This is a genomic window from Nostoc sp., assembly GCF_036917675.1.
Taxonomy (GTDB): domain Bacteria; phylum Cyanobacteriota; class Cyanobacteriia; order Cyanobacteriales; family Nostocaceae; genus Nostoc.
Genome location: NZ_JBALCT010000016.1, coordinates 232778 through 246022 on the forward strand (window position 1 = coordinate 232778; position 13245 = coordinate 246022).

At 43.0% G+C, this 13245-nt stretch carries 9 protein-coding genes and 1 tRNA gene; 3 read left to right on the forward strand and 7 right to left on the reverse strand.

Annotated features, from left to right (window positions below; genetic code table 11):
- On the forward strand, positions 1-1053 hold the full coding sequence (locus V7K31_RS06125) for a hypothetical protein (protein WP_335093195.1): 1053 nt from the start codon (positions 1-3) through the stop codon (positions 1051-1053).
- A 625-nt stretch (positions 1054-1678) separates the two neighbouring features.
- On the opposite strand, the gene modA is transcribed toward V7K31_RS06125, so the two are convergent.
- Together modA and V7K31_RS06135 are read right to left on the reverse strand one after the other, a co-directional pair.
- Positions 1679-2590: a molybdate ABC transporter substrate-binding protein gene (gene modA, locus V7K31_RS06130; protein WP_335093196.1), complete on the reverse strand. Its 912-nt coding sequence runs from the start codon at positions 2588-2590 to the stop codon at positions 1679-1681.
- A 730-nt stretch (positions 2591-3320) separates the two neighbouring features.
- On the reverse strand, positions 3321-5003 hold the full coding sequence (locus V7K31_RS06135; protein WP_335093197.1) for an iron uptake porin: 1683 nt from the start codon (positions 5001-5003) through the stop codon (positions 3321-3323).
- Positions 5004-5671: 668 nt separating this feature from the next.
- On the opposite strand from V7K31_RS06135, the gene V7K31_RS06140 reads away from it, so the two are divergent.
- Complete coding sequence (locus V7K31_RS06140; protein ID WP_335093200.1) at positions 5672-6856, forward strand: acyl-CoA dehydrogenase family protein; 1185 nt, start codon at positions 5672-5674, stop codon at positions 6854-6856.
- 279 nt (positions 6857-7135) lie between these two features.
- Here V7K31_RS06140 and V7K31_RS06145 read toward each other — a convergent pair whose 3' ends face one another.
- From V7K31_RS06145 to psbZ, 5 genes are all read right to left on the reverse strand, one after another.
- Entirely contained in the window at positions 7136-8401 is a 1266-nt protein-coding gene (locus V7K31_RS06145; RefSeq protein ID WP_335093202.1) for a glutamate-5-semialdehyde dehydrogenase, read from the reverse strand.
- Between the two features lie 4 nt (positions 8402-8405).
- A complete protein-coding gene (locus tag V7K31_RS06150; RefSeq protein ID WP_334827425.1) occupies positions 8406-8813 on the reverse strand; it encodes a hypothetical protein in 408 nt (135 codons plus the stop codon).
- 210 nt (positions 8814-9023) lie between these two features.
- A tRNA-Gly gene (locus V7K31_RS06155) sits at positions 9024-9095 on the reverse strand.
- Between the two features lie 114 nt (positions 9096-9209).
- Positions 9210-9788, reverse strand: a complete 579-nt coding sequence (gene ribH, locus V7K31_RS06160; protein ID WP_334827423.1) for a 6,7-dimethyl-8-ribityllumazine synthase — start codon at positions 9786-9788, stop codon at positions 9210-9212.
- Between the two features lie 188 nt (positions 9789-9976).
- Entirely contained in the window at positions 9977-10165 is a 189-nt protein-coding gene (gene psbZ, locus V7K31_RS06165) for a photosystem II reaction center protein PsbZ (protein WP_179068007.1), read from the reverse strand.
- Positions 10166-10483: 318 nt separating this feature from the next.
- On the opposite strand from psbZ, the gene V7K31_RS06170 reads away from it, so the two are divergent.
- Positions 10484-13237: a CBS domain-containing protein gene (locus tag V7K31_RS06170; protein WP_335093454.1), complete on the forward strand. Its 2754-nt coding sequence runs from the start codon at positions 10484-10486 to the stop codon at positions 13235-13237.
- Positions 13238-13245 lie beyond the last annotated feature (8 nt).

Below are 13245 nucleotides of genomic sequence, written 5' to 3' on the forward strand. Positions count from 1 at the left end.
ATGAGCGTTGCAAACCCAACCCAGAGGCGGAGCATTTGGAAAAGCCAGCCATTTAAGGGACTGCTTTTTATTGCTGTAATTGCTGTCATTAGCTATATTTTTGAACTGATCTTTGGTCAAATTATTCAGCTAAATGTGGGAACAAAGTTGACTTATATCACGATATGCTTTGTTTGGTGGTGGCATCTAGGTTTTTCCCTCAACGGCTATCCAGGTTCTCGCTTTTCCTCCACTCGATTTGGACGAGGAACAATGAATTTAGTAGTGCTGTTGGCGCTAGTTTATATAACTGGAGAAGCTTGGAAGTTAATTTCTGCAAAAGCAATTCTCACTGATACACCCGTTGGCTTGTGGGGACAAACAGCAATCATTGCAGCCGCCGCCAGTTTGTTCTTCTTTGACAACACAATTGTCACCAGTGAGGAAGTACGCAGTTGGCATCCAGTAAGCGGTTTTATCAATATCTTTTTTGCCATCTTCTTTATTGCCCCTGCACTCACATTTTTGCCCCAAATGTGGGGACTTCAACCGTTTTACATTCCTTGGTATTGGTATCCTTGTTCGACAGTATTCGGCAGTTTTTTTGAACGTTGGCCTTTGAACAAATTGGAACTAGGAATGCCACGTTTGGGGTTACTCCATACAGGTATTGTTTTGTTACTGACTCTGATTACAGAATTGTTCCTCAAACAGCTAGGACTGGATTTGTTTACAACAACAACAGGGCCAACGTTTGCAGCTATTTGGACAACAGTTGGTTTAGGATTTGTTTGGCAATTCAATATGTGGCCTTTCACAGAGCTATCACAGCCCACAAAAGGTATCGTTGCATCTGTTGCTAGTTTAATAATTTCGGTGTTGTTTTACTTAGTGACAGTATCTCTGGTAGGTCAGGAAAATATTATCCAAGGGCTTTACTGGTGGTTCAATATCCTTTGGGTTCAAGTATTCTTAATGGCTCCAGGATTATACGACGGAATTAGCCTTTGGCAGGATGTGCCGCCACTAGTTGAAGAACAGCAACCCCTGAGCCTCAATCGTGATGGGCGTTAATAGTTGTGATGTTGCTGTCTCTGCTCTCTCTTAGAGGATGTTTGAAAAGTATTTTTGGTAACATCAAAGCATTAAGAACCTAACCCCCCTAGCCCCCTTCCCTACCAGGGAATGGGGGTTTCAAAGCCTCTCTCCCTGTGGGGGAGAGGTTTGGAGAGGGCTTTCTAGTATACTTTACGACTTTTCAAACATCCTCTTAGTAAATAAATAGAGCAGTCTGTTCGACTCACTTTTTCCTGGATCTGAAAATAAAGGAAGCGATCGCTATTTTCTAGACTGCTCAAAAGCTGAATAATTCGGACAGTTCGCCGCCTAAGCTGTTGCACTAATCTAGTTTCTTGAATTAATGCAAAACTTTGCACTATCTAAAAATAGCAACCGACAACAATCATTATCACTACTTCATACAGACGACTCTGGGGAGATTATCCAAGGGACAGTGCTAAAGGTAATCACTCTTTGAAAGGGAACATAATTTCTTACTGTCCTCATGCCGAACAGTTGCCCCGGTGCTTCCAAAGTAATTCTGACTTTTCACATCCCGTGAAAAGTCAGAATTATACCTGGGTTGATTGCCCTTTGCAGTTGTGAGTTCAATTTTGATTGAGAATACAGCTAAAAAGCTTTAATTCACTGCTGCTTTGGCTTTGGCTTTTGCCTTTACCTTTAGCTTTCGCTTCATCATCAGGCCGACTATACCAGCTGCTATTGAGCCACCAGTAGTCATGGGTTCGGGGATAGCCGAGAATCCAGATGCCTGAAACACAGGTAACGCTTGAGAGGTGCGTAGAAAGGAGTTGAAGTCCTTAGCTGCGTCTAGGTTTTGAGTTTGTTGGAGTACAGCAGAGCCATAAACAATCGGAGAGTAAGCGTTGATAGGCGGAGTGTATGCAATTTTGACTTTATCAAGTGCTGTTAGAGCATCTGTGGTGTAAACAACGCCCGCATCTATAGTATCAGTGGTGTCGGTTGACACTTTATTTAGTACATCACGCACATTGATGCCCAAGACAAGTTTGGGTTGGATTTGCTGCGATATCCCGGAATTGGTAAATAATTCCTGGGCGAATACTCCTGCTGGAACAAACGCAGGATTACCAATAGCCACTTGACGCACATTTAATAGGTCTTGAACGCTTGATATAGATATGGTTGAATTTATCGGCGTGATTATAGCCAAGGTGTTGTTTAGTATGTCTTCCCTGGTTCCTTCTATTAGTTTGTTGGCAGATTGCAGACTATCTAACGGTGCTTGGGATACTGAGAAGAAGATATCTACTGGTAAATTTGGATTTGTTCCCATTAGGATTTGATTAGCGAGAGTGCCAGAAGCCCCAAAGTTATTGATAAAGGTGACGTTGGGGTTGCTTTTCTGGTAAAGTGCCTCAACCAGGGGTAGGGTGTCGGTTAAGCTGGCAGCAGCATCGATGTAAATCGGACCACTAAGTGTGGCAGCTTGTGCTGGTTTAGCTGGGATTACACCAAAAGCCAAAGCAATGCTAGCAGTTGCTAGTGCTAATTTGTACCTTCTATTCACGAAATACTTCCTGTAGAGTTAATGTGCGAGTTACTACAATTTTTGAAATTCCAAATCTTGCACCCAGCATTGAAAGTTTGCTTTTCACTCCAGCCAGAAAATAGGGTAACAAGAAGTCGTAGCTGGGAAGCAATCTTTGGTATTTCAGTATTTATAAAGTACTTTGATGTCCAAGAAATTACAACTATTTACCAAGCATCTTTATAGAAGAAATACAATAATCTATGTACTTATACTGTTGTAATAAAGCTTGAAAGGTTTTACTAGTCAACGCCAGAATGCGGGTTGTAGCTTTTCGGATTGATCAGCAGAGATTAACTGGGTCGAGTGGTTTCAAGTTGCTCACGGAATATATAACGCGATGTGCGACTTATTGTTAAAACCCCACTTCCATTCCTCTCCCCGAAAGGTCGAGAGGCTTTGATTCTAGCTCCCCAACGCTACCTCTTAAGGGGCTGGGGGTTAGCTTTGAGAGAAAGTTGCACACCGCGTTATATAGGCATCAATACATATATTCTCATTTATCGGAGCTTATTGATATAAACTTAAATGGACTTGTATTGCTATAAGCTCTACTCTGTCTAGTTATCAGACTTTTTCTTACGTCGAACTCAGGTTTTATGAGCGACTGGTGTCGTCCCGTCAGGTTTTCAACACTCAATTTTAGAATTTCATAGATAAATTCAGCTAAATTTATCTATGAATTGTTCTTTGCACCTTTGCTGATTATCTAAAAGGTGAAAGTTGTCCTCACAGTGCCAATTACTGCATCTTGATTGTCATCGTTTTGACCAGGAGCCGTTATCCAAATTACGCCAGGGGTGATGGCAATGTTATCTGTAAACTGATACTTGTAAAAGCCTTCAATATGTAAGGATAAATCGTTTGCAGGTGCTGGATTACCACCCCGATATGGTTCTGCACCCACAACAATACCACCAAGGTTGCCTTCTTTACCTAAATCTGGAAATGCCAATCCCAGAGCATAGTACCAAATATCTGCACTACCACTACCTGTCAGATTTTTGGCGTTAGTGTAGCCAAAGAAGCTATTGACTGTAATTTTAGGACTGAATTTGTAAAAAGCTTCTACTCCGTAGGAGTTAGTAATCGTCCGCTCAAATGGAGTATTGGCTTGTTTTGTTCCGACAAGTGTAAAACCACTACCCAGGTCAAATATTCCTCCTCGATTTTGGTAGGCATTTACATAGGTCAAACCAATGCCAGAGTTCTTGTTAGGGTTCCATGCTATTTGTCCAAATGCGCTATATTGACCATTAAAAAAACCACTGTCTGGCTGAGGACTGGCATGATCTCCTGCTAAGTAACCCAAGCTCAATACCAATTGGTCACTGAATCGATAATTGAATCCCCCACCTGCACCACCACCAATACGGTAGATAGGACTAGAGGAAGCAAATTCTGTCAAAGCACGACCACCTCCTGAGCCACTATCGAGATAGGGACTCAGAGTCGGAACAAAATCATAAAGTACTCCGTTCACGGCTCCTATATAAGCATCGATTTTGTTGCCAACGGGGAAATAGTAAGAGAGCCAATCTACGGACAGGTTGTTGTTACTAGGAGCAAGATTGAAGGTTTGCAAAGCTTCGGCTGAACCACCAGGAAGCTGCAAAATAGTAGTGTTTCCAGTAGTTAGACGAGTATTTAGAGTGTCTTTACCTGTAAAGCTAGTTTTGAAAACGAGGCGAACTCTATCTTGAAAAACTGTGTTATCACCATTAACTGAGCCTTGGAAGGCATTCGTAATTACAAAGATAGCTTCCGCAGAAAGCTTTGTTGTTGTAGAAAACTGATTGGCTTCTAGTTCCGCAGTCCGACCTTCTAAATTATCAACTCGACCCCTTAGAGTTGCTAGTTCAGTGGCAAATTCTGCTTGCAGTCTTTGTAGGGTAGTTAAGTCTTCTTTAGTAACTAAGTCAGATGTAGCTGTTCCAATCAGCTCGTTTATCCGAGATAAACAAGCATTTAAGCCGGCTGCAAATTCATAGCGAGTGATGGCACGGTTTCCCCGATAAGTGCTATTTGGATAGCCCGCAATACATCCATAACGCTCAACTAAAGACTGGAGTGCAAGAAGCGCCCAATCAGTTGGCTGCACATCTGAAAACTGAGATACAGATGTTACCTGAGACATACTGTTTGTCTGTGGAACACTTGCACCACTATTGATTGCAGGAATTTTAGGTGTTTGTACGATGGTTGTTTGCAAGGAATTATCCCCGAAATTAGCGTTAGCGAAGTGGGGCGGAACGCCCGTCGCAGTTGGTATATTTGTTGGAGTCACAGCTACTAAATTCCCGTCTTCAGCATAAGCTGATGTGCCAGCTAGCAAAGTAGCCCCCACAATCATCGATTCCATGAATAAATTATGAAATGAACGATTGAACATTTCTATCACTCCCCTCACATTTTTGGTTTGAAAAATTTAGTGAAAGCCATCAGACATTTCAATGACTTGTCAAGCTAAAAATTCATGACTAGCCCTGAAAAATGTTGAATTATTTTAACGCTCGAAAGTTTTCACTAATATCACTACACTTCCAGAGATAACCAGATGTATCAGCGAATCTCTGGCGTTTTCATCTGCATATTTAAGTATAGAAAAGACTTTTTTTCACACAAATAGAATCCCCGCACAAGTTGGTCTATTTGCTAAGAGAATGTCTATCTATCTGTAAAAAATACATTGCAGTTTTACAGAATAATCTGAGTTTATCGCCAATTAATTTTAAACTACTATAGAACTATCAAGTTAAAGTAGATTATTAGATTTAAGTTAATAATATTGCATATATAGTCCTGAAAAACAAGTAGGTGAGAAAATTTATTCTCAAAAGTTGTTTTTTGCTTGACTCTCAATTAACTATTTTTTGAGATTATACTAATAACCCATAGCTTTAGCAAAATTATTTTGATTTCAACTTGCCTTATTCGTTAGATTGTGCAATCATAAATATATGATACGGTAATTTTATCAAAATACTGTAGATTTAAAGTTTTGCCAGCAAAATTTATAGTTGCTCCTCACAATAGGGTTAACAGGAGAAGTTGCAAGGGATGCAATTAATCGAAACTAAAGAGTCTCAAAATTATCTTGATCTAGCTAAGTATTTAGCAAAGGAATTTGCCCAGACTGCTGTGGCACGGGATGCAAAAGGGGGAACACCAAAGCATGAACGCGATCGCTTACGCCAAAGCAACTTGCTTAAATTGATCGTACCCACAGAATACGGTGGTTTAGGACAAAACTGGATTACCGTCTTGCAAATTACCCGCGAGTTTGCCAAAGTTGATAGCTCCATTGCTCACGTCTTTTCTTATCACCATCTAGGTGTAGTAATTCCTCATATCTTTGGTTCCACACAGCAAAAACAGCGATATTACTCAGAAACTATTCACAACAATTGGTTTTGGTGCAATGCCCTCAACCCTTTAGATAAAAGAACTACTCTGACACCGGAAAATGATTATTTCCGGCTCAACGGGATTAAAAGCTTTTGCTCTGGCTCTCAAGATTCGGATATATTGCCGATCGCTGCCACTCATCAAGAAACTGGTGAATTGAGTATTTTGGCAATTCCCACCCAACGGCAAGGCGTTACTGTTCATGATGATTGGGATAATATGGGGCAACGTCAAACAGACAGTGGTAGTGTTACTTTTGACAATGTGTTGGTATATCCTGACGAAATTCTTAGTAGTAGAGACAAAGAAAGTCAACCCTTCGCCACTATTCGCGCCTGCTTAACTCAATTGAATCTTGCTAATATCTACCTGGGAATTGCACAGGGAGCATTTGAAGCTGCTAAAAGATATACTTGCACGAATACAAAACTTTGGCTGACATCAGGTGTAGAAAGTGCAACCAAAGATCCTTACATCCTCCAGCACTATGGCAAAATATGGGTTGATCTCCAAGCAGCCGTGTATCTAACTCAGCAAGCAGGAGAATTACTACAAGCAGCTTGGAACCGGGAATGGTCACTTACCGCAGAACAACGGGGAGAATGTGCGCTCAGTGTCGCTACTGCTAAAGTCGTGGCCACTAGAGTTGGTTTAGACATTACCAACCGGATCTTTGAAGTTATGGGCGCACGCGCTACTAATGCAAAATATGGCTTTGACCGTTATTGGCGTAATCTCCGCACGTTCACTCTCCACGATCCAGTAGATTACAAAATCCAAGACATAGGAAACTGGGCGTTAAATGATGAACTGCCAAAACCCAACTTTTATTCATAGTTTTTCCCTTGCCGTTTTAGAAACTCAGAAGCCGTTTACGTGGAACCACGTAGCCGTCGCACTGAGCCATATTGAAGACACCTGGATCTGGACCACCATTAAAATTTTACTGGGCAAAGATGGTCTGTTAAGCAATCACATTCCAGCGCGATCGCTCATTTGTTAAGAAGAGAAAAACGACAGAGAGGTTTAAGTGTTTGGTTGTCAACGCAACTGAAACAGAACTGCCGCTAGAGAAACTTTTGTCAAACCCTCTTTGAATTACGAATTACGAATTATTTAAAACCTGCCATTTCCCTGAACAATGTGCTTGACAGTGGTCAAGGTTTCCAGGCTGATAAATCCCCGACGATGACCTTTTTGGTTAGACATACCGAGAAATACTGAATCTCCCCGCGAGGGGTTGCGGGAAAAACGCGGGGAAGTGTTGATGTAGGTAGAAGCACTGTTAACTCCTAAAGCAAACTGCCGACTTTCCTGGTAGGATTCAGTAACGATGGAGTCGGCATGACTACTGCTGTATTCATTAATCCAGGCGATCGCAATCTCTAAGCTATCCACCAGTTTAAAAGCTACTGTCCTAGTTAAATAAGGGTTTCCCCATTCGCCTTCCTTCACCAGCTGCAATTGGGGAAAGGCTTTTACTAGTTCTGCATCCCCTTTAATTTCAAAGCCTTTTTCCATCAAGCTGTTCCACAGAACGGCTATTGATGATGGCAAGGCTTGGCGATGAATGAGTACCTTTTCAATGGCATTAACTTGATCTGGTTCGCTCTGATGGCTATCAAGAATCATCCAACGCACCATTTCTAAGCTGCTATTCGGCGACCAGTAGAGATAACAGTTACCCATCGCTGACTTTAAAACTGGGCAAGTTGACTGTCGTACTACTTGCTGCACTAAGCTAGAACGTCCGTAGGGAATCACTAGATTCACGTACTGGTCTTGGGTAACTAAATCACGAATCGAAGCACCGTGTTCTGCTGTGATCAGTTCTACACAACCTGGTGGTAGTCCAACTTGGGCGATCGCATTTTGCAGTACCTCAGCGATCGCCGCGTTAGAATGGCTAGTTTCAGTACTGCCTTTGAGAATTAGACAATTGCCAGTTTTGATACAAAAACCCGCTGCGATCGCTCCTAAATCGGGAAACGCTTCATAAATAAATCCAATCACTCCCAAGGGCATTAATTGGGTGTAACTTTGGGAATCTTCCAGTTGATAATCAGCCGTTCTGACGCGCCGCAGCGGATCTGATAATTCTCCCAACCGTTGTAAGATGTCTACTGTCATCTCTAGCCTTGTGGGAGTCAGCTTCAGCCAGTCCAATATCAACTCTGGCACTGCCATTTCCCGACTGGCTTCTAAATCCAAGGTGTTGGCTTCTAGAATGTCGTCAAATGACCGCTCAAGGGCTTGTGCCATCGCCAGTACTGCACGACTCCGGTCTGCTCCCTTTGTGCTACCCAACTTTAGGGAAGCTTGATAGGCTCGTTGGGCACTAGTAATCGGTTCGGGGTAGTCATCCAAAACTTCAACAGTCATTGAGTTAACGTCTGTAGGTAAGCCAGACCATTAGTGCTGGTAGGATAGCCAACAGCACCGCCACCATTGCCCAAGCAATAATGCTGGAACCATTTGCCAATCGTAGTGCTAATGGTAGCCATATAATCACTAGCACGAAAATAATGCCCAGCGCTATAGGTAGATAGCTTTCTCCCAAGCGGGGATGGACAACATGCCAACTATTTCCGATCCAACGCCAAGCCCGTTTGTAGGGATAGGTGGTAGAAAGCTGTTCTAGGACATGACCATTATCTTCTACGACAAAGATTTGCTGACAGCGATCGCAACCAAATGCTTCTGTCAGCGTAATCGGAATTAACTGACCCCGGCGACGACAGGGACAGGGGTATTCAGCATTGAAGTCGATTTTTTCGGGTTTTTGAGATTGCACAAGCGTTCTAATAACTTGAGCGTGTTTTACATGAACTGCGAGAATATAATCCTTTGGTAAATGCCTGATAAGGCTTCTCTCTTTATTTTGATCGATCTGTCCACATTGGGAGCGGCTCACAGGAGTGTAGCGCAAATCGACGAAGACTTCAACGCACCTTAAAAATACTAAACCCCTTGGAATTTTCAAGTCCAAGAGGTTTTAGTTGGAAGCGGGTAACGCGATTCGAACGCGCGACATTCACCTTGGCAAGGTGACGCTCTACCACTGAGCTATACCCGCAATTGATAACCATATCTTAATATCTCAGATTTATTTATAATTGTCAACCCTTTAATTTGGTCATTAGTCATTAGTGAATAACAAAGGAGAAAGCACAAATGACTAATGACAAACCTAGCCCAGTTCTTCTGACTCCGCAGTTAAATTGCCGACGCTGGCACTTTGAAAAGAGGCCGGCAAAGACTGGCTATTACGAGAATATGGCTCTGCCAGGTTAGAACGCAGTTGCCGCATCAGGCTGGCCATTTCTAGGGCATTCATGGCATAATCCCAGCCATGATTACCTTTGATGCCTGCCCGTTCTAAGGCTTGCTGCATAGTATCTACTGTCAAAATGCCAAAAATTACTGGCACCCCAGTTTGAAAGCTAGCGGCGGCAATGCCTTTAGAAACTTCTGAAGATACGTAATCAAAATGGGGTGTTTGCCCTCGAATGACTGCACCTAGACAAATTACAGCATCATAACGATGGGAAAGTGCTAGTTGGCGAGCTACTAAAGGTACCTCAAAACTTCCTGGAACCCAAACATAGTCCACCTGATTACCGTGGGGGTTAGGGTCTACACCGTGGCGTTTCAAGCAATCTTGACATCCCTCTAGCAGCTTTCCGGTAACAAGGTCATTGAATCGACCAATCACCACTGCAAACCGCAAAGGCTCCGTTTGGGTAAAAGTTCCCTCGAAAACTGCCATGACTGCCTCTTAATTAACTATATTTCTGGCCAATATACATTTCTGATTAAAATGTAGAGGAGCAGGAAAGCACGGTCAGAAAAAAGGAAATCGGAAAAATTTATCCTTTTTTCCTTTGGTCTTTGACCTTGGCTTTTCTGCCCCTCTAGTTCTTATATTATGTGCCTGCGCCAGAGCGAAGCCGTCGCCTACACGACAAAAAAGTTTAACAAACCAACTAAAAATACCAAACCAATCCAGACACCGGAACCAACCCAGAGTAGTTTTTTAGATTCACCCCAATTTTGGGGAGTGGCGTAAGCAACGGGAACGCCAACAACCAGGACAAAAGACAACAGGACTAGACCTATCAGAGCAAATTGGAATATTATAGTCATTTTTGCTTCTCCCAATACAGCGAAATAGTGATATATCCTACATTAACAGTAAGGTGTACAGTGTAGGCAATGAGCGTAACTCCTGCTATTGCGCGTAGGACATTTCCAGAAACTCTGGTTTTATGTCCCCGTGATGCCCAGTCAGAGACTCTTGACGAGGGAATTAATTAAAGTTTTGTCTAGACTGGTTTTTACGTTAATTTGACACCAATGAACGCAGTGGCTCCCCTACTTCAAATTTATATTTCTTCATATACATTGAATTTTTCTCGCCGACTTACTTAAGTACCAATGACTAATGACTAATGACTCTTGACTATGGATTTAATTCTTTGCCACACGACAGCAGATTTTGACGCGCTAGGAGCAGCAGTCGGATTAACGCGCCTACTACCGGGAAGTAAGATTGTGCTGACTGGCGGTTCTCACCCTCCTGTACGGGATTTTTTGGCATTGCATCGGGATGAATATCCTCTAATTGAACGCCGTTCGGTGAATCCGGAAAAAATTCGTTCTGTGACTGTGGTGGATACGCAACACCGCGATCGCTTGGGTAAAGCTGCCCAGTGGTTAGATTTGCCCAATCTAAGAGAGATTATAGTTTATGACCATCACTTAGGACAAGAGTCAGATATTCTCGCCACGCGATCGCATATTTCCTCAGTAGGAGCCACTACAACTTTAATCGTCGAGCAATTGCAACAACAGCAAATTTCCCTGAGTCCTGCTGAAGCAACTGTGATGGCTTTAGGTATCCACGTTGATACTGGCTCCTTGACCTTTGACTTGTCCACACCACGGGATGCTTTAGCTTTAGCTTGGTTGATGGAACAAGGTGCCAGTTTGTCGGTAATTTCTACCTACCGTGACCCTGGCTTGTCTTTGCAATTGCAGCAGCTATTAACTGAGGCGCTGGAAAATTTAGAATATCTCTGTCTACATGGATATACGGTTGCTTGGGTAACTCTAAAAACAGATAGTTTTGTGCCAGGGTTATCGAGTTTAGCTTCGGAACTCGTGGAATTAACCGAAATTGATGCCATACTGTTGGCTAATGAGTATCCTTTAGGTGAAAGTGATTCACGCTTAACAGTAATTGGGCGATCGCAAATTCCCAAAACAAATCTTAACCTATTATTCCAACTCTTGGGCGGCGGCGGTCATTCGCAAGCTGCATCGGTGAACCTACGCAAAGTAGATTCGCAGGCCATATTAAAACAACTCCTTGATGGGATAAAAGCACAAATTCCCCATCCCCCCACTGCTAGGGATTTGATGTCTTCCCCTGTCCGCACTATTTTGCCTGAAACCACAATTACCGAAGCCCAGCGCATTTTGTTGCGCTATGGACACTCTGGTTTATCTGTAGTTGATGCTCAAAAGCAACTGGTAGGTATTATTTCGCGGCGGGATATCGATATCGCCTTGCATCACGGATTTAGTCATGCGCCAGCCAAGGGTTACATGACTAGGAATCTGAAAACGATTACACCAGATACAACACTACCAGAAATTGAAGCGCTAATGGTGACTTATGATATTGGACGTTTGCCAGTATTGGAGAACGGTCAGTTAGTTGGTATTGTCACCCGTACCGATGTCTTGAGGGAATTGCATCAAAACAGTACTGAGTTCCGAGTGCTGAGTCTTGAGTCTCAATCATCACTAAAAAATCAGCACGGGCTAAACCATAGCTATCCGCGAACAGGACTCAATATTGAGTTACAGAATAAATTTGCTCCTCGATTGTGGCAATTACTCACCACAGCATCGCAAGAGGCAGAAAAACGAGGTTGGCATCTTTATCTAGTGGGAGGTGCGGTGCGGGATTTGCTATTAGCCCAAGCATCGGGCACTTTGATGATTAAAGATATTGATCTTGTGGTTGATGGCTTTCATAACGCAGCAGATGTCGGTGCTGGTGTGGAATTAGCAAAGGCATTACAACAACTTTACCCTTCGGCCCGCTTAGAAATTCACGGGGCTTTTCAAACTGCTGCTTTGCTGTGGCACAAAGACCCAGAATTAGATTCTTTATGGGTAGATATTGCCACTGCTAGAACAGAATTCTATCCTTATCCAGCAGCAAATCCAGAAGTTGAGGCGAGTTCCATTCGTCAAGATTTGTATCGCCGAGATTTTACCATCAACGCCCTCGCCTTGCGCCTCACTACTCCCCGTGCTGGTGTAGGGACGCAGCAGGCTGCGCCCCTACTTGACTTCTTTGGCGGGTTAATCGATTTACAAGCTAAACAAATTCGGGTTTTACACGCCAATAGCTTTATCGAAGACCCCACCCGCATTTATCGTGGTGTGCGCTTTGCCGTGCGCTTCGGATTTGAGATTGAACCGCAAACTGAAGAGTTTATCCGCTATGCCATCAACAGTGGTGTTTACGATCGCACTGCTCAAGAGAATAGCAGAACTCCAGCCCTGCAAACTCGACTGAAAACAGAATTAAAACACATCCTAGAAGCCCCTTACTGGAAATCGGCTTTGCAGTTACTCGATAACTTAGGGGCATTGCAATGTATCCATCCTACCCTGAAGCTAGACGCAGAACTCCTGCGGCAATTACGTTTACTAGAACGCTGCTTGCGGCGATTTGACCCGCAACCAACCCTTATTCATTGGGAAATGCGCTTAGAAACGTTAATTGCCCACCTAGCACCAGAATATCGGGCGAAAGTAGCAAAAAATCTCCAATTGCCAGAGGATAGCATTGCTAGGTTGAAGAACTTAACTCAAGTGCAAACTGAGGTGATGACATTATTACCCACTTTGCAACGCCCCAGTCAAGTTGTGCAGTTGTTGCGACAGTGCGATTTACCAATGCTGATTTTAATCGCTGTGCAAAGTCCGCGAGAGATTAGACATCAGATTTGGAAATATTTCACTGTTTGGGCGAATGTGCAGCCATTATTGAATGGCAATGATTTAAAGAAACTTGGTTACAAACCAGGACCGCAGTATCGGCAAATATTAGATGATGTAGTTGCTGCTACCTTGGATGGAGTGATTAAAGATCGCAGAGAAGCTGAAGAGTTTTTAGCCAAGCATTATCCTGATTAATTTATATT

Excerpts from the sequence above, each read along its gene's own strand:
- V7K31_RS06125 (WP_335093195.1), top strand. The coding sequence starts at position 1 with ATGAGCGTTGCAAACCCAACCCAGAGGCGGAGCATTTGGAAAAGCCAG.
- V7K31_RS06135 (WP_335093197.1), bottom strand. The coding sequence starts at position 5,003 with ATGTTCAATCGTTCATTTCATAATTTATTCATGGAATCGATGATTGTG.
- V7K31_RS06140 (WP_335093200.1), top strand. The coding sequence starts at position 5,672 with ATGCAATTAATCGAAACTAAAGAGTCTCAAAATTATCTTGATCTAGCT.
- V7K31_RS06145 (WP_335093202.1), bottom strand. The coding sequence starts at position 8,401 with ATGACTGTTGAAGTTTTGGATGACTACCCCGAACCGATTACTAGTGCC.
- ribH (WP_334827423.1), bottom strand. The coding sequence starts at position 9,788 with ATGGCAGTTTTCGAGGGAACTTTTACCCAAACGGAGCCTTTGCGGTTT.
- psbZ (WP_179068007.1), bottom strand. The coding sequence starts at position 10,165 with ATGACTATAATATTCCAATTTGCTCTGATAGGTCTAGTCCTGTTGTCT.
- V7K31_RS06170 (WP_335093454.1), top strand. The coding sequence starts at position 10,484 with ATGGATTTAATTCTTTGCCACACGACAGCAGATTTTGACGCGCTAGGA.